Source organism: Nonomuraea rosea, from assembly GCF_039539705.1.
Lineage (GTDB): Bacteria > Actinomycetota > Actinomycetes > Streptosporangiales > Streptosporangiaceae > Nonomuraea > Nonomuraea rosea.
This window is the reverse complement of sequence record NZ_BAABDQ010000001.1, coordinates 75,041-100,295: the sequence shown is the minus strand read 5'-3', so window position 1 is coordinate 100,295 and position 25,255 is coordinate 75,041. Positions and strand designations below refer to the sequence as shown.

The 25,255-nt window shown below is 69.7% G+C and carries 21 protein-coding genes; 12 read left to right on the top strand and 9 right to left on the bottom strand.

What is annotated here, in order from left to right; all coding sequences use genetic code 11:
• Genes ABEA43_RS00470 through ABEA43_RS00460 form a run of 3 tightly spaced genes read right to left on the bottom strand, consistent with a single transcriptional unit; the run spans window position 1 to window position 3,040 of the window.
• Entirely contained in the window at window positions 1–1,179 is a 1,179-nt protein-coding gene (locus ABEA43_RS00470; protein WP_345557428.1) for a DUF4350 domain-containing protein, read from the bottom strand.
• Window positions 1,176–2,012, bottom strand: coding sequence for a DUF4129 domain-containing protein (locus ABEA43_RS00465; protein WP_345557426.1), 837 nt, complete (start codon window positions 2,010–2,012; stop codon window positions 1,176–1,178). Before ABEA43_RS00465 ends, ABEA43_RS00470 begins: the two co-directional genes overlap by 4 nt.
• On the bottom strand, window positions 2,009–3,040 hold the full coding sequence (locus ABEA43_RS00460; protein ID WP_345557424.1) for a DUF7847 domain-containing protein: 1,032 nt from the start codon (window positions 3,038–3,040) through the stop codon (window positions 2,009–2,011). Before ABEA43_RS00460 ends, ABEA43_RS00465 begins: the two co-directional genes overlap by 4 nt.
• A 539-nt stretch (window positions 3,041–3,579) precedes the next feature.
• Between ABEA43_RS00460 and mtrA the strand changes: the two genes are divergently transcribed.
• From mtrA to ABEA43_RS00430, 6 genes are all read left to right on the top strand, one after another.
• Window positions 3,580–4,257, top strand: coding sequence for an MtrAB system response regulator MtrA (mtrA, locus tag ABEA43_RS00455; protein ID WP_043620615.1), 678 nt, complete (start codon window positions 3,580–3,582; stop codon window positions 4,255–4,257).
• Between the two features lie 18 nt (window positions 4,258–4,275).
• A complete protein-coding gene (gene mtrB / locus ABEA43_RS00450) occupies window positions 4,276–6,027 on the top strand; it encodes an MtrAB system histidine kinase MtrB (protein WP_425570139.1) in 1,752 nt (583 codons plus the stop codon).
• Window positions 6,014–7,756, top strand: coding sequence for an LpqB family beta-propeller domain-containing protein (locus tag ABEA43_RS00445; RefSeq protein WP_345557419.1), 1,743 nt, complete (start codon window positions 6,014–6,016; stop codon window positions 7,754–7,756). The genes mtrB and ABEA43_RS00445 overlap by 14 nt, the downstream gene beginning before the upstream one ends.
• Before the next feature lie 720 nt (window positions 7,757–8,476).
• Window positions 8,477–9,175 carry a ComF family protein gene (locus ABEA43_RS00440; protein ID WP_345557417.1) on the top strand — a complete coding sequence of 233 codons (699 nt, stop codon included), beginning with the start codon at window positions 8,477–8,479 and terminating at the stop codon, window positions 9,173–9,175.
• A 627-nt stretch (window positions 9,176–9,802) separates the two neighbouring features.
• Entirely contained in the window at window positions 9,803–10,465 is a 663-nt protein-coding gene (gene hpf / locus ABEA43_RS00435; protein ID WP_345557415.1) for a ribosome hibernation-promoting factor, HPF/YfiA family, read from the top strand.
• Window positions 10,466–10,635: 170 nt separating this feature from the next.
• Complete coding sequence (locus tag ABEA43_RS00430) at window positions 10,636–11,334, top strand: response regulator (protein ID WP_345557413.1); 699 nt, start codon at window positions 10,636–10,638, stop codon at window positions 11,332–11,334.
• 575 nt (window positions 11,335–11,909) lie between these two features.
• Here the strand turns inward: ABEA43_RS00430 and ABEA43_RS00425 are convergent.
• Both ABEA43_RS00425 and ABEA43_RS00420 read right to left on the bottom strand, forming a co-directional pair.
• Complete coding sequence (locus ABEA43_RS00425; RefSeq protein ID WP_345557411.1) at window positions 11,910–13,109, bottom strand: winged helix-turn-helix domain-containing protein; 1,200 nt, start codon at window positions 13,107–13,109, stop codon at window positions 11,910–11,912.
• A 325-nt stretch (window positions 13,110–13,434) separates the two neighbouring features.
• A complete protein-coding gene (locus tag ABEA43_RS00420) occupies window positions 13,435–13,695 on the bottom strand; it encodes an HGxxPAAW family protein (RefSeq protein ID WP_345557409.1) in 261 nt (86 codons plus the stop codon).
• Between the two features lie 295 nt (window positions 13,696–13,990).
• Between ABEA43_RS00420 and secA the strand changes: the two genes are divergently transcribed.
• A complete protein-coding gene (gene secA / locus ABEA43_RS00415) occupies window positions 13,991–16,783 on the top strand; it encodes a preprotein translocase subunit SecA (RefSeq protein WP_345557407.1) in 2,793 nt (930 codons plus the stop codon).
• Window positions 16,784–17,026: 243 nt separating this feature from the next.
• Here secA and ABEA43_RS00410 read toward each other — a convergent pair whose 3' ends face one another.
• From ABEA43_RS00410 to ABEA43_RS00395, 4 genes are all read right to left on the bottom strand, one after another.
• Window positions 17,027–17,386: an Rv3235 family protein gene (locus ABEA43_RS00410; protein WP_345557405.1), complete on the bottom strand. Its 360-nt coding sequence runs from the start codon at window positions 17,384–17,386 to the stop codon at window positions 17,027–17,029.
• A 241-nt stretch (window positions 17,387–17,627) separates the two neighbouring features.
• Window positions 17,628–18,863, bottom strand: a complete 1,236-nt coding sequence (locus tag ABEA43_RS00405) for a PTS transporter subunit EIIC (RefSeq protein WP_425570138.1) — start codon at window positions 18,861–18,863, stop codon at window positions 17,628–17,630.
• A 119-nt stretch (window positions 18,864–18,982) separates the two neighbouring features.
• Complete coding sequence (locus tag ABEA43_RS00400) at window positions 18,983–20,377, bottom strand: PTS transporter subunit EIIC (protein ID WP_345557401.1); 1,395 nt, start codon at window positions 20,375–20,377, stop codon at window positions 18,983–18,985.
• 87 nt (window positions 20,378–20,464) lie between these two features.
• The gene (locus ABEA43_RS00395; protein WP_345557399.1) at window positions 20,465–21,205 is read right to left on the bottom strand and encodes a GntR family transcriptional regulator; all 741 of its coding nucleotides are present in this window, start codon (window positions 21,203–21,205) and stop codon (window positions 20,465–20,467) included.
• Between the two features lie 124 nt (window positions 21,206–21,329).
• On the opposite strand from ABEA43_RS00395, the gene ABEA43_RS00390 reads away from it, so the two are divergent.
• The 5 genes from ABEA43_RS00390 (at window position 21,330) to ptsP (ending at window position 25,193) form a co-directional block, all read left to right on the top strand.
• The gene (locus ABEA43_RS00390) at window positions 21,330–22,364 is read left to right on the top strand and encodes an SIS domain-containing protein (RefSeq protein ID WP_345557397.1); all 1,035 of its coding nucleotides are present in this window, start codon (window positions 21,330–21,332) and stop codon (window positions 22,362–22,364) included.
• A 51-nt stretch (window positions 22,365–22,415) separates the two neighbouring features.
• Complete coding sequence (locus ABEA43_RS00385; RefSeq protein WP_345557395.1) at window positions 22,416–22,652, top strand: PTS sugar transporter subunit IIB; 237 nt, start codon at window positions 22,416–22,418, stop codon at window positions 22,650–22,652.
• 10 nt (window positions 22,653–22,662) lie between these two features.
• Complete coding sequence (locus ABEA43_RS00380; RefSeq protein ID WP_345557393.1) at window positions 22,663–23,109, top strand: PTS sugar transporter subunit IIA; 447 nt, start codon at window positions 22,663–22,665, stop codon at window positions 23,107–23,109.
• A 156-nt stretch (window positions 23,110–23,265) separates the two neighbouring features.
• Window positions 23,266–23,526 (top strand): HPr family phosphocarrier protein, encoded by a 261-nt coding sequence (locus ABEA43_RS00375; protein WP_345557391.1) that lies wholly within the window; start codon window positions 23,266–23,268, stop codon window positions 23,524–23,526.
• A complete protein-coding gene (gene ptsP / locus ABEA43_RS00370; RefSeq protein ID WP_345557389.1) occupies window positions 23,523–25,193 on the top strand; it encodes a phosphoenolpyruvate--protein phosphotransferase in 1,671 nt (556 codons plus the stop codon). Before ABEA43_RS00375 ends, ptsP begins: the two co-directional genes overlap by 4 nt.
• Window positions 25,194–25,255 lie beyond the last annotated feature (62 nt).

The window sequence follows — 25,255 nt, the reverse complement described above, 5'->3', positions numbered from 1 at the left end:
TCAGAGTTCACTGACCTGCCTTTCGATGAAGTCCAAGTATCCGGCCAACCCGACGAGCCCGTTGTCGTCCACGGGCGGCGGCCCGTACAGTGCCGCGCCGATCTGGTGCGGGTCCTGTCCCGTACGGGCGGCGAGCGCCGCGACCACCTCGTGGCCCCCCGCGCCGGAGCCCAGCCCCAGCCTGGGCGTGAGCCGGTCGATCGTGCCCGCGCGCAGCGATTCGGCCGCACGCTGCCTGGCCCGCCTGGCCCGGTAGAGCCGGCCGCGCCCCTCGACCGTCTCGGCCGCGCGCACGATGACGGGCAGCTTCTCCGTCACCACGGGTCCCAGGCGCCGGCCCCGCCAGAACGCGGTGACCGCCAGCGCGATGATCGCCATGTAGACGGTCCAGCGGATGCTGTCGGGCATCAGGTCGTACATCGACGCGCCGCGCTCGCCCGGCAGGTCGATCGCGGGCGGCTGCTGCGGGCGTACCAGCCAGGTGACGGCCTTGCCGGTGCCGATCAGGTTGAGCGCGAGTGCCGCGTTGCCGTCCTCGGCCAGGCGCATGTTGGTCATGAACGCGCCGTCGCCGACGACCGTGGTGACGCCGCCCGCGTTGGGATAGCTGATCAGGGAGTGCCCGTCGCCCGCCGGGTAGCAGGCGGAGGCTCCCGTGGGGCCGCGGAGGGCGACGCCGCCGAGGTACGCGCTGCCCGCGGCCGTGGCGGCGGGCAGTGTGCACTCGGGCTCGCGTGAGCGGACGCGCGTTCCCGCCGCCTCGGTGCGCACGCCGGGGGCCAGGGCGGGGAGGCCGAAGACGTCCCCGACGATCAGCCGGTCGCCGGGGATCTGGCTGAGGGCGATCTGGTCGAAGTACGACATGTCGGTGATCAGCAGCACCCTGTTGCTTCCCACGGCCTTGTCGGCGGCGGCGTCCACGGAGTCGACCCTGTCCACCTGCACGCCGCGGCCGCGCAACATCTCGGCCAGCGCCTTGGAGCCGGACAGGGAGGTGTCGTCGGGGTCGAGGTAGCGGGACTCGCCGCGCTGCGGGCCGATCAGGACGCCGATGACGGCGGCGAGCACGATGATGGCGCCGAGCAGGACGATCATCCGTCCGCCGCGCCAGGTCGAGCGCGCGGTGGGGGAGGTGGAGTGGGACCGGCCCGCGTCCGCGGGCGGCGCGGCGACGCTCATGACCCTCCTCCATCCGTCTCACTCGGCGGCCCCGCCACAGGCCCGTTACCCGGCGGCGGCCCTGCTACAGGCCCGCTCCCCGGAGGAGGCGGCCCCACCACGGGACCGCTCCCCGGGGTCGGCGGTGGCGCGTACGGTCCGGCGCCGACGGGGACGGCGGTGCGGAGCGGGATCGGCTTGGCCTGGCGGAGCCGCTCGTCGAGGCTGCTCATCGCCTCGTACGCCTCCCGCGTCCCGGCCACCCCGCCGTACGTGACGTCGTCGAACGAGCGGGCGGCGGCCCCCAGCTCCGCGGCGAAGCCGGGCATCGACACCGCCGCCTCCGCGGCCAGCTCGTCGGCCGTCCGGCCGGGCATGCCGTCAACCAGCGCGCGTTCTTCCAGGTCACGGGCGATGGCCCGGAGGCGTTCCTGGATGGCTTCCGTCCAGTGACCTTCGGCGGCCAGCTGCCCGGCGAGCTCGCGATGCCCGGCCGCGCTCATCGCCTGGTCCCCGAACAGCGCGCCGGTCGCGGCCGTGCCCTTGCGGGCGGTCTTGCGCAGGCGCCAGGAGATGAGCACGATCACGCCCAGGATGATCGCCACGATCACCGCGGCCGCGATCACCCCGCCGGCGGAGCCGCCGCCCGTGGCCGCGTCCACCAGGTCGCCGAGGAACTGCATGATGCGCCGGTAGATCTGGTCGATCCACGGCTCTCGCTCGTAAGCCGGCTTGGCCAGCTCCTGGATGGCTTTGCGCCCGGCCTCGTCCCTGCCGATCGGGGTTTCGAGCCACAGGCCGGACGCGGACGGCCAGGAGGAGGTCGCGGCGAGCGCGGCCATGACCACGCTCACGACCTCGCGGAGTTGGACGGGTGCCAGAGCTCGTCGGCCGAGGCGTGCACCCACCCCTGCCGCTGCTGCTCGATGGCCGCGGTCTGCAGGACGAGGTCGAACGCCTCGCTGCGCATGCGACGGTCGGCGTAGAGCAGGCCGGCGACCCCGGCTTCGAACGGATAGGTGAACATCGCCCCGAGCGTCCCGCCGATCGCGATCAGCACGGCGGACACGATGGTCGTGGCCACCGAGCCGGCGCCGAACATGCCGAACACCGTGCCCGCGAGCGTGAACGGCACCGACAGGATGCCCGCCACGAGCCCGACCAGCACGGAGGTGAGCAGCAGGATGCCGAACACCCGCCAGAAGTCGCCGCTCACCAGGTGCCAGGAGCGCCGCATGGCGTCGACGGGGCCACGGCCCTCCAGGACCACGGCGGCGGACGCGAACGCGAAGCGGGTCCTGAAGAACAGGTAGTAGCAGATGTACGCGAGGACGAACAGGATCGTCAGCCCGGCCAGCCAGCCCAGGTCGTCGGTGGAGGCGTTCACCGACAGCGCCACGATGAGCAGCACGAAGACGATCACCGGGACCAGCATGATGACGCTCATCAGCCCCACGACCCCGAACAGCGCCGGGATCCTGCCCTTGACCAGCTGCCACGCCTCGCCGGCCGTGATGTTGCCGCCGAAGACGGCCCGGCCGAGAATCCGGGTCAGCACGCCGGTCAGCAGGGTCACCACGACGAACTGGATCGCGTAGGAGACCAGGCTGCCGCCGTACTGGGCGGCGAAGCCGTACAGGCTGGTGAGCTCGCCGGAGCTGGTGGTCAGGTTTTCCGGGTCGGCGAGCGTCGTGCCCATGGTGTTGAGTACGAACGCCTGCCCGATGGCCAGCGGCACGGAGGCGAGCAGTGCGGCCACCGCCGACAGCCCGAGCACGGCCTTGGGGTTGGACCTGATCAGCTTGATCGTGCCGTCGAGCATGTCGCCGAGCCCGAGCGGGCGCAACGGGATGATCCCCGGGCGGAGCGCGGGCGGCGGCATGTAGCCGTATCCTGGCTGCTGCTGGGGATAAGCCGGGTATGGTGTTTGCGGCCCGGCCCCGTGCTGCGGCTGCTGTTGCGGCGGCTGCTGATACGGGGCCTGCTGCTGCGGGGGCTGTTGTGGCGCCTGTCCATAGGGTTGCCCGTAGGGCACCTGCTCTGGCGCGCCCGGCGCGGTCCACGGCGAGGCCGGCGGGGCGCTGTAGGGCGGGGGCTGTTCGGCCGACCAGCCGGATGGCGTCTCGGGCGGGGGACCGTGACCGTCTGACATATCCCAATCCTGGCACGCTGGGCGGGGCGGTGGTGTCGCGGAGCGGATTCGCTGCTTCATCTTGCCCGCATTTCACGGCGAATCGGGTCAAGGTTCGCGTCCAGGGATGGCCGAAAGTCGCTCTGTTACCGCAGACTGAGAATGCGGTCGCGGGGGCGGACCTAAAATTCGCCTTTTGTAGGGCTCAGGTCACACTCACGGGCTCGCCAAGGGTAACCTTCAGCGATCGTGCGGGTATGTCCCACAATGCGTAGAACGAATGAGGGGCCATGAAAGGTCGCGTGCTGGTCGTCGACGACGACGCCGCTCTCGCCGAGATGCTGGGGATCGTGCTGCGAGGGGAAGGCTTCGAGCCGTCGTTTGTATCCGACGGCGACAAGGCCCTCGACGCGTTCCGGGATACACGCCCGGATCTGGTTCTGCTCGACCTGATGCTGCCGGGGGCCGACGGCATCGATGTGGCGCGCAGGATCAGGGCTGAGTCGGGGGTGCCCATCGTCATGCTCACGGCCAAGAGCGACACGATCGACGTCGTGCTCGGGCTGGAGTCAGGCGCCGACGACTACATCGTCAAGCCGTTCAAGCCGAAGGAGCTGGTGGCGCGGGTGCGGGCGCGGCTGCGCCGTACCGACGAGCCGACACCGGAGATCCTGCAGATCGGCGACATCACCATCGACGTGGCCGGCCACTCGGTCAAGCGCGGCGAGGAGACGATCAACCTCACGCCGCTCGAGTTCGACCTGCTGGTGGCGCTGGCTCGCAAGCCGCGCCAGGTGTTCACCCGCGAGGTCCTGCTGGAGCAGGTCTGGGGCTACCGGCACGCGGCCGACACGCGGCTGGTCAACGTGCACGTGCAGCGGCTCAGGGCCAAGATCGAGAAGGACCCCGAGCACCCCGAGATCGTCGTGACGGTCCGCGGCGTGGGCTACAAAGCCGGCCCGGCGTAGTCTCCCCCCTGCCCTGCCATGCCCCCGACGACGAAGAAGCGCAGAACTCGCCGACGGACATTCCGCCAGATTCTCGGCGGCGTTCGTCGGCGGGTACGTCGCGCGGCGGGCAAGGTGCGGCGCGTCTGGCGGCGCTCGCTCCAGCTCCAGGTCGTCACCAGCACACTGGTGATCTCCGTGACCGTGGTCGTCGTGCTGGGCGCGTTCCTGTTCGACCAGATCAACAGGTCCGTCGTCAAGAGCAGCCAGGATTCCTCCGTCAGCGAGGCGTTCGCCGACCGCCTGCAGATCGCCGACGCGCTCGCGCTGGACACCGACGAGCAGAGCAAGGCCGCCGACAGCGGCAAGAAGGGCTCGCCCAGCCCGCTCGACGAGGTCATGGACACCGTCACCGGGTCCGGCGAAGACGGCTCCAAGAAGCGCTACGACGTGCTGATCCTCAACAGGACCGCACCCGGCCAGTCGCGGGCCTCCGGCAGCGTCGTCCGCGCGAACGTCCCCTCGGCGCTGGAGCAGAACCTCAAGCGCAACGTGCAGAAGTTCGAGTTCGACAAGATCGTCGGCTCGATCGAGGAGATCACGTTCACCGGGCAGAGCCAGCCCATGCTCACGTACGTGGTCGGCGGCGTGGTCCACGTGCCCTCCACCGGCCAGAACTACGAGGTCTACCACTTCTTCCCGTTCGGGGAGGAAGAGGAGCTGCTGTACAACGTCCGCCTGGCCATCATCGTGGTGGGCTTCGGGCTCGTGCTGCTGCTCGCCGCGATCGCGTACCTGGTCACCCGGCAGGTCGTCTCCCCCGTACGGCTCGCGCGCGAGGCCGCGGAACGCCTGGCCTCCGGGAAGCTCGACGAACGCCTCAAAGTACGCGGCGAGGACGACCTGGCCCGGCTGGCGAACTCGTTCAACGAGATGGCCGCCAACCTGGCGCTGAAGATCCATCAGCTGGAGGAGCTGTCGCAGGTCCAGCGGCAGTTCGTCTCGGACGTGTCCCACGAGCTGCGCACCCCGCTGACCACCGTCCGGATGGCCGCCGACCTCCTCTACGACGCCCGCGAGGACTTCGACCCGATGGCCTCCCGCTCGGCCGAGCTCATGCAGGCGCAGCTGGAGCGGTTCGAGTCGATGCTGGCGGACCTGCTGGAGATCAGCCGCTACGACGCCGGCGCGGCCACCCTCGACCTCGACCCCGTGGACGTGCGCGAAGTGGTGCTGCGCGCGATCGGCGACTCCGAGGCGCTGGCCGAGCGGCACGCGACCCGCTTCGAGCTCAGGCTGCCGAACGAGCCCTGCATGGCCGAGATCGACAACCGCCGGGTCGAGCGGATCCTGCGCAACCTGCTGTTCAACGCCATCGAGCACGGCGAGGGCCGGGGCATCGTGGTCACCGTCGGGGCCGACAGGGACGCCGTGGCCGTCGCCGTACGCGACCACGGGATCGGGCTGAAGGCGGGCGAGGACACGATGGTGTTCGACCGGTTCTGGCGGGCCGACCCGTCGCGGGCCAGGACCATCGGCGGCACCGGGCTGGGGCTGGCGATCTCGCGCGAGGACGCCACGCTGCACGGCGGCTGGCTGCAGGCTTGGGGGCAGCCGGGTGAGGGCTCGCAGTTCAGGCTGACGCTGCCCAGGATGGCCGGGGCCGACCTGAAGGGCTCGCCGCTGTCGCTGGTGCCGCCCGAGATCGAGATGCGGCGCACCTGGCGCGGGGCCATGACGCCCGTGCTGCTGCCCGCGTCAGGGGACGGGGGCGGCCATGACGACGACTAGGCGGCTCGGGGCCGTCGTGGCGATCGCGGCCGCCGTGGCCTGCGCGAGCAGCGGCTGCACGGTGATCCCCGTGAGCGGCCCGTACACCGTCAGCGAGGTCGGTGCGGGCGACCCCCTGACCAAGTCCTTCCAGCGCATGATCGCCATCCCGCCCCAGGAGGGATGGGGGCCCGAGGAGACGATCAGAGGGCTGCAGGCCGCCATGGCCGCCTATCCCGACGACCCGACGATCCTGCCCCAATACCTGACCGCCGAGGCGCTGGCCAAGTGGAGCCCCGCGGGGCCCGTGACGGTGATCGAGGACGGCTTCGAAGTGGTGCCCCAGACGCCGCGCGACACCACGGGGGCGGTGGAGAAGCTCCAGGTCAAGGCGCAGGTGGTGGCCAGCATCAAGGAGGACGACTCCTACGCGCCGACGGCCGGCTCGTGGGATCGCCCGTTCGACCTGGTGAAGGTCCAGGGCAGCGGCTACCGCGTCAAGAGCCTGCCGACCGGGCTGGTGCTGACCAACTCGGACGTGATGCGGGCCTACCGTCCGACGAACCTCTACTACATGAGCGGCAACTCGCAGAAGCAGCTCGTCGTCGACCGCGTGCGGCTGAGGCTCAAGCCGACGGAGAGCTTCGCGCAGACCATCCTCGAACGCCTTCTCAAGCCGCAGACCGCGGCCCTCGAAGGCGGCGCGGTGACCTCCAGCTTCCCGCCCGGCACCAAGATCGAGTCCATCAGGTGGTCGGGCGAGGAGCGCGTCGTGATCAACCTGTCCGGCCCGATCGACGCCAACGACCTGAGCACCGAGGACTCCCTGCGGGCCCAGGTCAGGTACAGCCTCAGCAAGAACGAGGTCGCCAAGGGGCGCGTCATCGAGATGCAGCTGGACGGTGAGCCGTACTTCATCGACCGGCCCGAGTCCGACGAGGGCTGGCTGGACGACAGCGGCGACTCGGCCTACTACGTCAGCAAGGGCGCGGTCCACTACATGGGCAAGGACGGGCCGGCCGGCGTCGTGCCCGGACCGGCCGGGCAGCCGCGCGACGGCTACTCGAACTACACCCTGTCCAAGGAGGGCACCGCCACCTCCTTCGTCGCCGCGACGACCTCGACCGGCATCTCCGTGGCCAAGCTCGCTCCGGAGGGGCAGTGGCAGGAGGTCATCCAGGGCACCGGCCTGACGCCGCCGACGTGGCACCAGGACGGGTCGCTGTGGACGTACGACACCAAGAACGGGTTCCTGCTGCGCTACGACCCGGCCACCGGGCGCGGGCCCGAGCGGGTCTCGGCGCCCAAGCTCCAGGGCCTGGACGTGACGCGGCTGCGGATCGCCAGGGACGGGGTCAGGGTGGCCGTGACGACCGGCAAGAACACGGTCCAGATCGGCGCGCTGACCCATGACGTGTCCGGGACCATGCTGGGGAACTTCCAGTCGCTGACCACGACCGAGACGGGCAAGGAGATCCTGGACGTGGCCTGGGCGGACGACGAGCACCTGCTCGTGCTCGTGGGCATCAAGGCCGGGCAGATCCTCAGCCAGATCAACGTGGGGGACGGGGAGACGGTCGGCATCCCGCTGGAGGACCAGCTGACCCGGCTGGCGGCTGCGGGGGGCCGGGTGCTGGGGGAGTTCAGCACGGACCAGGGCGTCAAGGTCATGGAGCTCAACCAGGACCGGCAGAGCTGGACGGCGAAGATCGAGCAGGGGGCGGGGACGCCGCTGTTCCCGCTGGGCTGAGCCGGCGATTACAGCACCTCCCAGACCGCACCATTACGGACCCGCCGCCACCGGTCCCCACGCCCGCCCCACCCCACCGCCCGCTCCGACACCACAAGCCGCCTGACCACTGAAGGCCCCTGCTCCGGCCCTGCCCCCCGGCCCTGCCCCCCCGGCCCTGCCCCCGGCCCTGCCCCCGGCCCTGCCCCCGGCCCTGCCCCGCCCGGTCCCGCCCTCGGGTCCCGGCCCAGGCCCTGCCCCCTGCCCCGCTTTCGACCCCGCTTTCGACCCCCGCTTTCGGCCCCCCGGCTCCGGCCCCCGGCTCCGGCCCTGTCCCGGCCCCCAGCCCCCGGCTCGGCGCCGGCTTCGCCCCTGTCCCCGCCCCCCAGCCCTCGCTTCCGGTTCCCGGGCGGCCTCCGGGCGGTGCGCCGCGACATTCGACCTCCACCACCCCCGACGGCCACCTGCTTGACCTGCCCTCCGGCCCTGCCCCGCCTCCGGTTCTCGGGCGGTTGGCGGCGTCCGGGAAGTGCCCCGCGACATTCGACCCCCACCGCCCAGCGGCCACCTGCTTGAAGGGACCTGTCTGGACCGGTTGCCCAGGTCGAAGTGGAGCGGGCCCATGAGCTGGCATCGCAGCTGACTGGTCTGGACCGGTTGCCTCCGGGTTCCTGGACCGACCTGTCGAGCGAGAGAGGCCGGGCTTCGGGAATTGTCGGTGGCGGGCGGCATCCTGAACGCGTGCTGAACGCCGTACTCGATCTCGTCCTTCCCCAGGTGTGCGCCGGCTGCGGCGCCACGGGGGCACGGTGCTGCGGGGGCTGCCTCGCCGAGCTGACCGCCGCCCCCGCGCGGCGGCTGCCCGAGCCGGTGCCGGTCGGGTTGCCCGACTGCTGGTCGGCGGCCCGCTACGAGGGCGCGGTCCGCCGGGCGGTCGTGGCGTACAAGGAGCGGGGCGCGGTGGCGCTGGCCGGGGTGCTGGCGCAGGTCCTGACGTTCACGGTGCTGACGGCGATCGGCGCGGGGGCGTTCGGGACAACGGCGTTCGGGGCGGCGGCGCGCCCGTTCGCCGTGGTGCCGGTGCCGAGCGGGCGGCTCAGCCGGCGAGCCAGGGGCCACGATCCGGTGGGACGGCTGGCCGTGCTGGTGGTGCGGCACCTTCGGGCGTACGGGCTGCGGGCCGAGCTGTGGACGGCGCTGGTCCAGGCCCGCAGGGTTGCCGACCAGGCGGGCCTGAGCTCCGCTGAGAGAGGCGCCAACCTCGCCGGGTCCCTCCGGGTGCCCAGAGCTGCGAAAGGGCCTCCAGCGGCCCGTGTGCTGCTCCTGGACGACATTGTCACGACCGGCGCCACGCTGGTGGAAGCCGCCAGAGCCCTCCGCTCAGCTGGGGTGGCAGCACCTTTGGCGGTCACTGTCGCCGCGACACGCCGAAGATCTTGAAAACCGTTACGGTGACGGTGAGTAAAGAAAGATCCAAATCGCAACCCTCACCTGGAGGTCACATGTCACTTCCCCGAGGACGGCGGTGGGGCAGCTCAGCGGACGGGAGCCGCGCGCCCATAAGGGTTGCCGATCGGTTAAGTGGGGTGCCCGAATGGCCATATGGGCCCTGCGGAAATCACGGTAAGTGATCCTTTGGCACACGGCTCAGCTGACATTCGCCCTGGATGCGGATAGCGTTCTGACATGGCACCCGTTCGGGTCCGTGGTTGCGCAGGGCCGGAGTCCCCGGCTCTGCTAGCCGATGCCAGCCGCAGGCAAAACGGTCCACGTAAGGCGACTCTTTGTCGACCGATCACGGTGCGGCTTAGGGGTAAGTCCTGCCTTCCCGAGGGGCCAGATGTCCCTCGCCAGAAGAGAAGGGCAGTAGTGGCAACAGAGCTGCGAAATCCTCAGCAGGCGGATGTGGGGTCGAAGACCAGGTCGGCCGGGCGGGTGCCACCCGAGTTCCCGGTACCACCGAGTCGGAAGAGGGGAACGGTGACAGGAAGGCGGACAGAAGACCCCGTCCGGCAGGCACGTTGCCGGGCGCTCTTGCTCAGTCGTTAGACGAAGGGGGGCTGTTGCATGGACATCATCGTCAAGGGCCGGCACACAGGAGTGAGTGATCGGTTCCGCGACCAAGTGGCGACCAAGCTGGCCAGGATCGAACGTCTGGACAACAAACTCATCCGAGTCGACGTGGAGGTGTCCAAAGAACGCAATCCGCGCCTCGCCGCACAGCGGGAGCGCGTCGAGCTCACCATTCACTCTCGAGGACCGGCCATCCGCGCCGAAGCCTCGGCCGACGACCGATTCGTAGCCCTCGACATGGCCCTCGACAAGCTGGAAGGCCGCCTCAGGCGACTGGCCGACCGGCGCAAAGTCCATCACGGCAACCACTGCCCGCCTTCCGTGGCGGAGATCACCGCAACGCTCCCCGACGCCGACCTGGCCACGCGGACGGCTCCGCCCGTCCCCAAACCGGCCGAGCCCGACGAGGACGAGCTGGTACAGAGCGACAAACGCTACGACGACATCGTCCCGATCGAGATGGACGGCGATGGGCCGCTCATCGTGCGGGAGAAATTCCACAGAGCAGAACCCATGACCATCGACCAGGCCCTGCTGGAGATGGAGCTGGTCGGCCATGATTTCTACCTGTTCCGTGACAAAGAGAGCGGCCAGCCATGTGTCGTTTACAACAGACGCGGCTATAACTACGGCGTGTTGCGGCTCGTAGAGCCCTGATCGTCCGCTAAAAGATCTTCTCGACCACCCGAGAACCGTGGCATACGTGCCATCATTGCGGTTCAACGGCTCTGGCCCCCCCGACGAGGAGGAGACGTGAGCGAGCTCAGTCAGGTTCAGATGAGCGAGCGAAGCGAGGGTACAGTCGCGAGGCGGATCAAGGAGGTCTCGTGACCGAGTCTGGTGAGGTGCGCCCGCCGGAGAGCGAGCCGATCCGCGTCCTGATCGTTGACGATCACGAGCTGATCAGGCGGAGCCTGGCGCTGGCGTTGGCTGCTGAGCCGGACATAGAGGTGGTTGGTGAGGCGAGCGATGGGCAAGAGGCGGTCGAACTGGCCGACCGCCTCATGCCCGACGTCGCCCTCATGGACGTACGCATGCCCCGGCAGGACGGGATCGAGGCCACGAAGGGCATCAAGGCCTCCGTCCCCAGCACCCGCATCATCATGCTGACGGTCAGCGACGAGGAAGAAGACCTCTTCGAGGCCATCAAGGCGGGAGCCACCGGCTATCTGCTCAAGGACGTCCAGATCAACGACGTCCCTGCTGCGGTGCGCGGCGTCCACGAAGGTCAGTCGTTAATCAACCCCGCGATGGCCGCCAAGCTCATCAACGAGTTCCAGACGATGAGCCGCAAGGAGAACGAGCGCCCGCCTCAGCTTCCGGTGCCGCGGCTGACGGAACGCGAGATGGAGGTCCTGCGGCTGGTGGCCAAGGGCATGAACAACCGCGAGATCGCCAAGCAGTTGTTCATCTCGGAGAACACCGTGAAGAACCACGTCCGCAACATCCTCGACAAGCTGCAGCTGCATTCGCGGATGGAGGCCGTGGTCTACGCGGTGCGGGAGCGCATGCTGGAGATCACATAGGGCTAGCGGAGGCTGGGCCCATACCGGACCCGTACACCCGTACTGGCCGGGACCGTACCGTGTACTGGCTGGGACCGGTCTGGACATGTGGAGACGCTGAGCTCTGACACCGCGCCTCGCGGGCGCGGCGGCGCTCAGCGCATTCGCTTGCCCGGGGCCGCTCGGCTCATCGCCTCGCGGTGGGGCTGGTGCCCTCGCGGTTGGAGCGCTTCAGCCCGTTCGCTCCGGGTCAGGCGTTCAAGCCATCGGCTCGTGGTGGGGTGCTCAGGTCATCGGCTCGGACGTTCAGTCCCTAGCGAGCGACGCACCCTTTATGCCCAGCCACCAGGACCGTGCCGACCAACGGAGCGGTTGAGCAGCGTCCAACCTCACGCCAGGCCTGCATCTGACCAACCGGGACAAGGGCGTGCTCAACGCCCTCCGTCGCGAGGGGGGTGTCGCCCGCTCAGGACAATGTGGGCACGTCTGGGGCTCGCTGTTGAGGGCTTCTCGGCAGGGCGCCATCCCCTCTGGACGCGTGTCCGGAGGGGGTGCTGGCGGGCGTTCGGTGCGTTCTGGTGGCAGGGGGACAGTGCTCAGGGTTTTTGGGTGGTCAGGAGCGGGATGAGCTCTGGGGGGTCGGCGCGTTCGACGCGTACGGCGTCGCAGCCCACCCACTCGGCGGCCGACCACACGGCGTCGCTTAACGCGCCGGCGTATTTGGCGGGCGAGAGGCCGGGCTCCAGGTGGAGTTGCCTGATCACCAGGGTCGTGCCTTCGCGGGCCGGGTCGACGCGGCCGATCAGGCGGCCACCGGCCAGGACCGGCATCGTGAAGTAGCCGTGGACGCGCTTGTGCTTGGGCACGTAGAGCTCGAGCTGGTATTTGAAGCCGAAGACCCGCTCGGTGCGGCCCCGATGCCAGATGAGGGAGTCGAACGGCGACAGCAGCGTCGTGCGATGGCGGCCGCCGCGCGGCTCGGACTCGAGGGCAGCCGGGTCCGCCCAGGCGTTCCCCTGGCCCTTCTTGCCCGGCCAGCCGGCGACGCTCACGGGCACCAGGCCCGTCGCGCCGCTGAGCAGGACCTCGTCGAGTATCGCCGCGTAACGGCCCTTGAGGCGCAGGTAGTCGATGAGGTCGGTCCGGTTGGCCACGCCCAGCGAGCGGCCTGCGATGGCGGCCAGCCGGATAATGCACTCCTCGTCGGAGAGGTCGTCGGCCAGGAGGTCGGCGGGGACCACGCGCTCGGCCAGGTCGTAGACGCGGCGCCACCCGACACGCCGGCTGCAGACCAGCTCACCGATGTCGAGCAGCCACTCCAGGCCGATCTTGGAGTCTGACCAGTCCCACCACGGGCCGCCGTTCTTGGCGCCGCCCACGTCGGAGGTCGTCAGCGGGCCGGACTCGCGGACCTGGTCAAGGAGCTTCTCCACCCCGTCGGGGACCTCGTGCCAGCGGAAGCGCCGCTCGCGGTAGGCCCGGCGCCTGAAGGAGTAGAGGGGCCAATGCTCGATGGGCAGGATGCAGGCGGCGTGGCACCAGTATTCGAAGCTCTGGGCGGGATCGTGCCAATAGGCGCGCTCGATCTTCGGTCTGCCCACCGCTCCCAGGCGGGCGTATGCGACCAGCTCGTGGGAGCGGGCGAGGATCGAGATCGTGTCGAGTTGGACGGCGCCCAGTCTGCGCAGCATGGCGTGCACCCCGCCCTTGCGCGCGTCGGCGCCGATCAGCCCTTGGGAGCGCAGAATGACCCGGCGTGCCTCGTCGGCGGTCAGATCGGTCGGGTGCTCGCTCATGGCTGCGGGTCCGTACGGGGATGCATGCGAGAAATCTAGCGGGCGGCACCGACAGAAACGGTGGCCGGCATCGGCGGGTGGAGCCCGGTGGATGGAGCCCGGTGGGTGTCGAGGGTTGCACCCGCAGGCTGGGTGGGTCCGTGCTGGTGGCTGCACTCGCAGGCTGGGATGCGTCCGCGCTGGTGGCCGCATCCGGCTGGCGGGCGAGGCAAGAGTGGGCGGTCTCGTGCGGAGGTGTGCCCGGGAGGTGAGGGCGTACTCGGCTGGGTGGAGATGGCGACGGCGGGTCACCCGTGAGGTCGGGTGCCCGCCGTTGAAGCGTGCGTCAGCGGTGGTCTTCCGCGTGCATCCCCACCCGGGGCGCATCGATCACGACGTCGGTGAAGATGTCGAAGACCAGGGCGAGGATGCCGCCCACCACGAACACTCCGGCGCCGATCCAGACGAGTGTCCAGTTGTCGGCCGTCATCCCGAAGCCGGCCACGATGGTGCCCACCAGCATCACCGTCACGGCGAGCCAGGACGAGGCGCGGCCGCCGTGGCTGCCGAGATTCTCCGTTTGCTCCGACTTCTTCCCCTCAACCATGACAAATCCTTCCCTTTGCCGGATATCCCGCTTATTGGTGCGAGCCGGCTGTCAACCGGCATACTCTCTGCCTTGCACCATTCTCCCAGACGCGGTCTGCGGCCTCGCCGTCACGGTGTCCGCCACAGTGTCCGCCAAGGTGTCCACCAACGTGTCCGCCACGCTCTCACCACGGTGTCGCGACGGTGGCTGTGTCTGGTTGCTGAACCGCCTACGATGGGCATCGGGGAAGTTTGTCTCGGCCTCTCCTCCTGGCGGCGCCGCCGGGGTAGACCTGCGAGGAGCTTTACATAAAGTGGCAGCCATTCTCGACAAGATCCTACGTGCCGGCGAAGGCAAGATCCTGCGCAAGCTCAAGCGGATCGCAGACCAGGTCAACTCCATCGAGGACGACTTCACGAGCCTGTCCGACGCGGAGTTGCGCGCCATGACGGACGAATTCAAACAACGCTATGCGGATGGCGAGACCCTCGACGATCTGCTTCCCGAAGCGTTCGCGACCGTGCGCGAGGCGGCCCGCCGCGTGCTCGGCCAGCGGCCCTTCGACGTGCAGATCATGGGTGGGGCCAACCTCCACATGGGCAACATCTCGGAGATGAAGACCGGTGAGGGCAAGACCCTGACCTGTACGCTCCCGGCGTACCTCAATGCCATCTCCGGCAAGGGCGTCCACGTCATCACCGTCAACGACTATCTGGTCAAGGTCGGTGCCGAGAACATGGGCCGCATCTACCGGTTCCTCGGTCTCGACGTGGGCATGATCCTGTCCGGCCAGCAGCCCGACGAGCGCCGCAAGCAGTACGAAGCCGACATCACGTACGGCACCAACAACGAGTTCGGCTTCGACTACCTGCGCGACAACATGGCCTGGTCGCTCGAAGAGTGCGTGCAGCGCGGCCACAACTTCGCGGTCGTCGACGAGGTCGACTCGATCCTGATCGACGAGGCCCGCACGCCGCTGATCATCTCCGGTCCTGGCGAGCAGTCGGGCAAGTGGTACAACGAGTTCGCAAAGATCGTGCCGCGTCTGCGTAAGGGCGTCGAGGCGAAGAACCCGGGCGAAGAGAGCACCGGCGACTACATCGTCGACGAGAAGAAGCGCACGGTCGGCATCCTGGAGGCCGGCGTCGAGAAGGTCGAAGACTGGCTCGGCATCGACAACCTGTACAAGCCGGAGCACACCCACCTCGTCGGCTTCCTGAACAACGCGCTCAAGGCCAAGGAGCTGTTCAAGAAGGACAAGGACTACATCGTCACCGAGGGCGAAGTCCTGATCGTCGACGAGTTCACCGGCCGCATCCTGCACGGGCGCCGCTACAACGAGGGCATGCACCAGGCCATCGAGGCCAAAGAGGGTGTGAAGATCAAGGACGAGAACCAGACTCTCGCCACGGTCACCCTGCAGAACTACTTCCGCCTCTACGAGAAGCTGTCCGGCATGACCGGCACCGCCGTCACCGAGGCCAACGAGTTCCACCAGACGTACAAGCTGGGCGTCGTCCCGATCCCGACCAACCGGCCGATGATCCGCAAGGACCAGGCCGACGTGGTCTACAAGAACGAGGACGCCAAGTTCAACGCGGTGGTCGACGACATCAAGGAGCGCTACGAGGCCGGTCAGCCGGTGCTCGTCGGCACGACCTCGGTGGCGAAGTCGGAGCGGCTGTCCAAGGCGCTCAAGCGGCGTGGCGTGCAGCACGAGGTGCTCAACGCGAAGAACCACGCGCGTGAGGCGTCGATCATCGCCGAGGCGGGCCGCAAGGGCGCCGTCACCGTCGCCACCAACATGGCCGGTCGAGGCACCGACATCATGCTCGGCGGCAACTCCGAGTTCCGCGCCGACATCGAGCTGCGCCAGCGCGGGCTCGACCCGGTCGAGACGCCGGAGGAGTACGAGAAGGCCTACCCCGAGGCGCTGGAGAAGGCCAGGGCCGCGGTCAAGACCGAGCACGACGAGGTCACCGCGCTCGGCGGCCTCTACGTCCTGGGCACCGAGCGCCACGAGTCGCGCCGCATCGACAACCAGCTCCGCGGTCGTTCCGGCCGTCAGGGCGACCCCGGCGAGTCGCGGTTCTACCTCTCGCTCGGCGACGACCTCATGCGCCTGTTCAACTCGGCCAGGGTCGAGGCGATCATGACCAGGCTGCAGATCCCCGACGACCAGCCGATCGAGTCCGGCATCGTCTCCAAGGCCATCGCCTCCGCCCAGCACCAGGTCGAGCAGCAGAACTTCGAGATCCGCAAGGAAGTTCTGAAGTACGACGAGGTGATGAACCGCCAGCGCAAGGTCATCTACGCCGAGCGGCACCGCGTGCTGGAGGGCGCCGACCTGCACGAGCAGGTGAGCGGCTTCGTCGGCGAGGTGATCGAGGGCTACGTCCAGGGCGCCACGGCCGAGGGCTTCGCGGAGGAGTGGGACCTCGAGAAGCTGTGGAAGGCGTTCGGCGAGCTCTACCCGGTCACGGTCAGGATCGAGGACGTCATCGAGGAGGCCGGTGGCCGCGAGGAGCTGTCCGCCGACCTCATCTCGGAGAAGATCAAGGCCGACGCGCTGGCGGCGTACGCCAGGCGCGAGGAGGAGTTCGGCCCCGAGACCACGCGTGACCTTGAGCGGCGCGTGATCCTGTCCGTTCTCGACCGCAAGTGGCGCGAGCACCTGTACGAGATGGACTACCTGCGCGAGGGCATCGGCATGCGGGCCTACGCGCAGAAGGACCCGCAGATCGAGTACCAGCGCGAGGGCTTCGAGATGTTCGCCGCGATGCTGGAGGGCATCAAGGAGGACTCCGTCGGGTTCCTGTTCAACCTCGAGGTCGAGGTGCAGGAAAACCCGATCGTCGAAGAGCAGGAGGACGCGGTCCTGGCGGAGACCCGCTCGATCATCGCGCGCGGGCTGCGTGGGCCTGAGCGGCCTGCGGAGCTCGAATACTCCGCTCCTGGCGAGCAGGGGGACGTCGAGCACACCAAGGTGACCACGACGCAGGCCGAGCGGGCCGCCTACGGCAACGTGGAGCGGAACGCGCCCTGCCCGTGCGGGTCCGGCAAGAAGTACAAGCGCTGCCACGGCGACCCGAAGAACGCCGTCTGAGGCCGTTCTGGGTGGGTGACCTAGTCACCTGACGCCGGCCCTGCCGCTTCTTCGGGACACCGAAGTAGCTCAAAATAGCGGCCCCGTGATCACGGGGCCGCTATTGGCATTCTTGGTCACGAACGGGAAGCCGTGGGTGTCGCTTCTCGTTGGAATCGCAGCTGCGTTCTGCCTGATGGCAGTGGTGTCGGCGCTTCGCGGGAAGCGTAGCGGCCCCATGATCGTGGGGCCGCTACGCGGTTTCTAGGCGGTTTCGAAGTCGGTGCACAGCCATTGGACGCCGTGCCGTTCGAGGCGGATGGCGAGGACGTGGTTGCGCTCGCCGCACTGGACGAGCACGCACATTTCGATGGCTCCGTCGCGTGGCTCGTTCACGTGGAGGCTTTTGGCCAGCGGCGGCTGGGACGCGTGCAGCATCCGCCCGGCCCGTACCAGGTCCCGGTAGGCCTGGTCGGTGAGGCGGTCCACCAGGGTCTCGGGAGGGCGCCGGCCCGCCAGGACCTCGGCCAGGGCCTGGCCCAGGTGGCGCAGCCGGCGCTCGTCCGGCATGGAGCCCGGCGGGCCCCAGACCAGGGGGTGCGTCGCCGGGGCTCCGCAGGGCATGTCCGCCGAGCGTGGGGCCGGGATGGATGCGATGGCAGCGGCGGCGGTGGCTGGGTGGGGGGCTCTGGACACGCGTCCTCCGATATCCGGGTGGAGAAAGAATCGATATAAGGAGTTTTCGGCCCTGCCGGAATATACGTTGGCCGCCAACTTCCTCGATTCCCGTCGGCCTTTGTCCCTTTTAGCTGCGGAAAGTGGGGGAGAGCTGGATTCCCCGCTCGATGTTTCGGCAACCCCAAATCTACGGTTCGGCGGGTTCGCGGCCGGGTGTCGGGAGGTTGAGATAGCGGATGAGGGTGGCGAAGATCGCGTAATAGACGACGAAGTACGCCAGGCCGAAGACGATGATCGTGCCCAGTCCGTGGGTGTTGGACTTGCTGGCGTTCAGCAGCAGGTCGATGGCCCCGCCGGAGAACGTGAAGCCCAGCCGGGCGCCCAGCTCCGCCATCAGGGCCATCGACAGGCCGGTCAGGAGCGCGTGCACGACGAAGAGCACCGGGGCCACGAAGATGAACGCGAACTCCAGCGGCTCGGTGATGCCGGTGACGAAGGCGGTCAGACCGGCCGAGAGCATGATGCCCCCGACGGCCTGGCGGCGCTCGGGCGGGGCCGCGCGCCACATGGCGATGGCCGCGCCCAGCAGGCCGAACATCATGACGGGGAAGAAGCCGGTCATGAAGATGCCCGCGCCCTGCTCGCCGGCGAAATAGCAGTTCAGGTCGCCTGCCGCGGCCCTGGTGGCGCCGTCCACGCCCGCGTGGCACTCGGGGAGGGTGAACCAGACGATGGTGTTGAGGAAGTGGTGCAGGCCCATGGGGATGAGCAGGCGGTTGGCCACGCCGTAGATGCCGGTGCCGGCCGTACCGTGGACCGAGAGCCAGTCGCCCACCTGCGCGAGCCAGTCGCCGATAGGGCGCCACAAGAGGCCGAAGACGACGCCGAGGAGCAGCGCGGCGATGGCGGTGACGATCGGGACCGAGCGGCGGCCGCCGAAGAAGGCCAGCCAGGAGGGCGCTTTCAGGCGGTAGAAGCGCTGCCAGAGCAGGGCGGCCGTGATGCCGATGACGATGCCGCCGAGCACGCCCGTCGGGTTCTGGGCGCCCAGGTCGAGCGCGGGGGTGCCGTTCTGGAGGGTCCGGAGGACCTTCTCGTAGACCGCGCCCTGGCCCGCGTCGAAGAACATCACCTTCGTCACCCGGTCGAAGACCAGGTAGCCGACCACGGCGGCGAGCGCGGTGCTGCCGTCGGACTTGCGGGCGAAGCCGATGGCCACGCCGACGGCGAACAGGAGGGGCAGGTTGTCGAAGAGGGCGCCGCCGGCCGCGGCCATGACCTTGGCCACGGGCAGCAGCCAGGGCAGCACGGCGCCGAGGCCGTCCTTGCCCAGCAGGTCGTCCTGGCCGAAGCGGAAGAGCAGGCCCGCGGCGGGCAGGACGGCGATGGGCATCATGAGCGAGCGGCCGATGCGTTGCAGCACCGCGAAGGCCGATGACCACACGGATGACCAGGCAGAAGGTGGTTCTGAGGCTCTGGGCACGCGTGCTCACCCCCGCACGGCGATCCGCCGTTGATCCATTCGTGGGGGATGGCTGGGTTCTACCCCGGGTCGGGGCGCGGGGAAACGCCGCCGGTCTCCCCCGCGCCGCCCCCGCCCGCGTCGTCGCGCTCGCCTTCGTCGGTGGTCTCGCCCGAGTCGACGTCGAGCTCGGGTTCGCGGCCCGGCGTCAGGATGTTGAGCCGGCGGATCAGGAACGTGAAGACGACGTAGTAGATCGCGCCGTAGATCACGCCCAGGAGCAGGATGCCGGGTAAGTTCTGGGTGTTCGACTTGCTGGCGTTCAGCAGCATGTCGAGCAGGCCCGCGGAGAAGCCGAAGCCGAGCTGGCCGCCGATGAGGGTGGTCAACGCCATGGCCAGGCCGGTCAGGATCGCGTGCACCACCAGGAGCAGCGGCGCCACGAAGAGGAAGGCGAACTCGATCGGCTCCGTGATCCCGGTGACGAACGACGCCAGGCCCGCCGACAGCATGATGCCGCCCACGGCGGCCCTGCGGTGGGGCGGGGCCGCGCGCCACATGGCCAGGGCGGCGGCGGGCAGGGCGAACATCATGATCGGGAAGAACCCGGCCATGAACTGGCCGGAGTGCGCGGCGCCGCCGAAGTAGCAGTTCCAGTCGCCGCCCATGACCCGGCCGCCCACGTCGCACTGCGGCACCACGTACCAGACGACGGAGTTGACGAAGTGGTGCAGGCCGAGGGGGATCAGGAGGCGGTTGATCAGGCCGTAGATGCCGGTGCCCACCGGGCCGATGGCGGCCAGGGCCTCGCCCGCGTGCCGGATCCACTCGCCGATCACCGGCCAGAGCCAGCCGAAGACCACCGCGATGAGCAGCGCCACGATCGAGGTGATGATCGGCACGAACCTGCGCCCGCCGAAGAACGCCAGCCAGGACGGCAGCTTGATGCGGTGGAAGCGCTGCCAGAGCAGGGCGGCGACCAGGCCGATCACGATGCCGCCGAGCACCTTGGTGGGGTTCTGCACCCCGTAGTCGATGATCTCCTTGACGCCCTGGTCCTGCACCTGCTTGATCAGGACGGTGTCCCTGATGTCGGAGCCGAAGAACATCACCTTCGTCACCCGGTCGAAGACCAGGTAGCCGACCACGGCGGAGAGCGCGGTGCTGCCGTCGGACTTGCGGGCGAAGCCGATCGCCACGCCGACGGCGAACAGCAGCGGCAGGTTCTCGAACAGCGCCTCGCCGGCGGCGGCCAGCACGTCGGCGACCTCGGTCATCCAGCCGAACCCCGCCACGTCCGCCAGGCCGCCCGGCTCGGCGCCGTTGGAGCCGAGCATGTCGGGCTGGCCGAAGCGCAGCAGCAGGGCGGCCGCGGGCAGGGCGGCGATGGGCAGCATCAGCGAGCGGCCCAGCCGCTGGAGCACGGTCATCACGCGAGCGAGCGGCGAAGGCCGTGCGGCCTTGGTCTCGTTCACCGGGTGTTCCTCCGGGGGGTGGAGCCGGGGAGGACAGGAGCCGGGAGGGCGAAAGCCGGAAGGGCAAGAGCCGGCCGGGTCGGGCCCTCAGCCCCGTCTCACGGGCATTTCGAGGATGGTGCGCAACTGGTAGCGGTCCGCACGGTAGGTGGACACGCCGAGTTCGGCGCAGGTGCCGCCGGAGTACGACCTGCGCTGCAGCAGCAGCACGGCGCCGCCACGCGGCAGCTTCAGCAGGTCGGCGTCGCTCGGGTCGGCGATGCCGCCGTCGATGGTGAGCTCGCCGGCGTCCATGACCAGGCCGTAGCGGCTCTCCAGCAGCTCATAGAGTGATCTGTCCGACAGGTCCTGGTCGGCCAGGCCCGGGGCGAGCTTGACCGGGATGTGCGCCCGTTCGATGGACAGCGGCTCCCCGTCGGCCGTCCGCAGGCGCTCGATGAAGTGCACCTCCTCGCCCGGCTGGATGCCCAGCTCCTTGGCGAGGTGGGCGCTGGCGCGCACGATCCGCCGGTCGAGGTCGCGCGAGCCGGGGATCATGCCGCGGGCCCTCATGTCGTCGGAGAACGACGTGAGCTGCAGGGCCAGCTCGATCTTGGGCCGGGCGACGAAGGTCCCCTTGCCCGGTACGCGATGCAGCCGGCCCTCGGACACGAGGTGGTCGACGGCCTGGCGTACGGTCATCCTGGACAGGCCGAAGCGCTGGCAGAGCTCACGCTCGGACGGGATGGCCGCCCCGATGCTGAGCTCGTCGCTGTCGATGAGGTCCAGCAGGATCTCGCGAAGCTGGAAGTACTTGGGCACCGGGCTGTCCGGATCGATGTGCGCCACGGATCCTCCCCTCGATCTGACATAGGCAATGGGTTATGGTTCGTACTGGTCTAGTCCGGACTAGACCACATGGCAGGAAAGACGGTCAAGCCCGAACCGTAGTGAGTTGAGAAATGAGCCCGAGATGACCACCAAGATGCGCAGCGAGATCGCCGAGCAGCCGGCCGCGCTGCGAGCCACTCTGGACGCCCTCCTCCCGCGGGTGGACGAGGTGAGAGCGGTGGGCGAGCGGGCCCGCCAGCTGTTGTTCATCGCGCGTGGCACCTCCGACAACGCAGCAGTGTACGGCCGTTACCTGGTCGAATCACATGCCGGCCGCCTGTCGGCGCTGGCCGCGCCGTCGATCGCGACGACGTACAAGCGCAAGCTCGACCTGGACGGCGTGCTGGCCGTGGCGATCTCGCAGTCGGGGCGTACCGAGGAGATCGTCGAGACGCTGGCCTGGGCCAAGGACTGCGGCGCCAGCACGGTCGGCATCACGAACGGCGGCCCGGACAGCCCGCTCGCGCAGGCCGCGGACGTGGCGCTGTGCACGGTGGCGGGGGAGGAGAAGGCCGTTCCCGCGACCAAGACCTACACCACGCAGCTCGCCGCGCTGGCCGTGCTGGCGCTGGGCCTGGGCGCCGACGTGGACGCGGACGACCTGCGCCGGGTCCCCGACGCGGTGGAGAAGCTGATCGCCGAGCCTGGCGACCTGGAGGCCGTGGTCGCGGGCCTGCTGGACAAGCCGGGCGTGGTGGTGTCGGGGCGCGGGCTGGCGTTCTCCACGGCGCTGGAGACGGCGCTGAAGCTCAAGGAGGCCTGCTACCTGCACGCCATGGGGCTGTCCTACGCGGACCTGCTGCACGGGCCCATCGCGGTGGTCGACGCCGACACCCCGGCGCTGCTGGTCGCCGCCGAGAACAGCCCGACGCTGTCCGGGACCGTCGCGCTGGCCGAGCGGGTGGTGGCCGCGGGCGCGGCGGCGTACACGATCGGGGGCGGACCCGCGCTCGCCGAGGCGGGCACGGCCGCGCTGAACGGCCCCGACCTGCCCGAATGGGTGGCGCCCATGGGCCTGATCGTGCCCGGCCAGCTCCTCACCGAGGCGCTCGCCCGCCGGCTCGGCATCGACCCCGACGCGCCGCGCGGGCTGAACAAGGTCACCCAGACCGACTGATCACTGAGCGTCGTTTAGCCTGGTCGCAGTGTTAGTGCTAGGGAGGACCGGATGGCGGCGGATGCAAACGCGATCATCGCCGGGCTCGGCGGTGCCGGCAACATCATCGACATCGAGCCCTGCATCACCCGGTTGCGCACGGAGGTGCACGACGCGTCCAAGGTCGATCACGCCGCGCTCAAGGCGGCGGGCGCGCATGGCGTGATGGCCGCCGGGAACGTGGTCCAGGTCGTCGTCGGGCCGGAGGCGGACACGATCGCCAGCGACATCGAGGACATCATCGGCTAAGGGCGAGACCATGACGACTGTTCTCGCCCCGGTTGAGGGGGCAGCTGTGGGGTTGGCCGCCGTGCCCGATCCGGTGTTCTCCGCGGGCATGGTGGGGCCGGGAACGGCGATCGATCCGCTGAGGGGGCCGGGCAAGGCCGTGGCCCCCATCGCGGGAAAAATCATGAAATTGCATCCGCACGCGTACGTCATCGTGGGGGACGACGGCAAGGGCGTGCTGGTGCACCTGGGTATCGACACGGTCCAGCTCAAAGGCCGGGGCTTCCAGCTCCTGGCGGCCGAAGGCGACCGGGTGAGCGCCGGGCAGCCGGTGGTGGCCTGGGACCCGGCGGCGATCGAGGCGGGCGGGCGCTCGCCCGTGTGTCCGGTCGTCGCGCTGGACGCCCTTTCCGAGTCCGTCACCGGAGTGGCGGAAGGGGCGGTGCACGTGGGGGACGAGCTGTTCAGATGGGAATAGCCGCCCGCCCGTGAGGCTTGGACGGGACGCCGATGGCCACGGCATACCCGCGGAAGACGAGACAATAGGCCCGCCGCCGATGTGACCGCGATCGGCAGGCTGCCGAGCACGACGGTCCGGCTGGTCCGGACCGGCAGCAGAAGGAGGAGAAGTTACATGGGTGAGCGCAAGGTCACCGTGGCGGCGGAGGTGGGGCTGCATGCCCGTCCCGCGGCGACGTTCGTGCAGCGGGCGAAGCAGGCCCCGATGGACATCACGGTGGAGAAGTCCCACGGTGGGGGCCCGGTCAACGGCAAGAGCATCCTCGCGATCATGGCACTCGACGTCCGGCAGGGCGAGACCGTCGTGATCTGCGCCGAGGGCGACGGCTCGGAGGAGATCCTCGACGAGCTGGCCGCGATCGCCAGTACGCCATGAATCTGCGGGGGGTGGGGGTCAGCCCGGGCATCGGGCACGGCCCCGCTTACGTTCTGACCGTCTCCGTGCCCGAACCCCCCGAGGGCGCCACCTACACCGGTGCGGCGGACCAGGAGAAAGAGCGCGCGATGGTCGCGCTCACGCAGGTCGCGGGCGAGCTGGAGGCCCGCGGCAACCAGGCGGGCGGCGAGGCCGAGGACATACTCAAGGCCCAGGCCATGATGGCCGAGGACCCCGGTCTGATCGTGAAGGTCACCTCACTGATCGACCGTGGTCTGGCCGCCCCCAGGGCGATCTACGAATCTTTCGTGAAATATCGGGAAGTGCTGGCCGGCTCCGGTGGCTATCTGGGCGAGCGGGCCGCCGACCTGGACGACATCAGGGACCGCGTGATCGCGCTGCTCTACGGGCAGGCCATGCCGGGGCTGCCGGTGTCGCCCGTGGAGCCGTACGTGCTGGTGGCACGGGATCTCGCGCCCGCCGACACGGCGATGCTGGCCAGGGAGCACGTGGCCGCGTTCGTCACCGAGGAGGGCGGCCCCACCAGCCACACCGCGATCATGGCCAGGGCGATGGGCGTGCCCGCCGTCGTGGCCTGCCCGGGTGCGACCGCCATCCCGGCGGGTGTGCGGGTGATGGCCGACGGCAGCACCGGCGAGGTACGCGTGGACCCGGCCGAGTCGGACGTCGCCGACGCGCTCGGCGCGGCCACCGCCCGTCAGGCCGCGCTCTCGTCGTCGAAGGGGCCGGGCAGGACTGCGGACGGGCAGCCGGTTCCGCTGCTCGCGAACATCGGCGGCCCGTCCGAGCTCGCCGCGGCCGTCGCGGCGGGCGCCGAGGGCATCGGGCTCTACCGGACCGAGTTCCTCTTCCTGGACAGGAGCGAGCCGCCGTCCGAGGAGGAGCAGCGCGACGCCTACCGGGCCGCGCTGGAGGCGTTCCCGGCCGGCAACGTGGTCGTGCGCACGCTGGACAGCGGCGCGGACAAACCGCTGGCCTTCCTGCCCGACCAGGCCGCCGAGCCGAACCCGGCGCTCGGCGAGCGCGGGCTGCGCAGGACCAGAAGGTTCCCCGAGGTCATGGACGCGCAGCTCAGCGCGCTCGCCGCCGTCGCGTCCGAGCGGCTCCAGGTGATGGCGCCGATGGTGGCCACGGCCGAGGAGGCCCGGTGGTTCGCGCGGGCGTGCCGGTCCAGGCGGCTGGCGAGCGTGGGCGTGATGATCGAGGTCCCGTCGGCCGCGCTGCGGGCCGAGCACCTGCTCGCGCCGGTGGACTTCGTCTCGATCGGGACCAACGACCTCGCCCAGTACGCCTTCGCGGCCGACCGCGAGCTGGCCGCCGTGAGCGCGCTGCACGATCCGTGGCAGCCCGCGCTGCTCGACCTGATCGCCATGGTCGCCGCGGCCGCGACGGAGTCCGGCAAGTCGTGCGGGGTCTGCGGGGAGGCGGCGGCCGGGCCTGCGCTGGCGTGCGTGCTGGTCGGGCTGGGGGTCTCGACGCTGTCGATGGGGGCGTCCGCGCTGGCGGCCGTACGCGCCGCACTGGCCGCGCACACGATGGAGCAGTGCGTGCTGGCGGCTGAGGCGGCGCGGGAGCAGGTGACGGCGGCGCAGGCGCGGGAGGCGGCCCGCGAGCAGTTGCCCGGGCTCGACAATCTGGGGTTGTAGTTCCGGCCGCTTTCGGTAAGCGCGAGGCTCGGCGGGGTCGTCGGATGGATACCTTTGGAGTC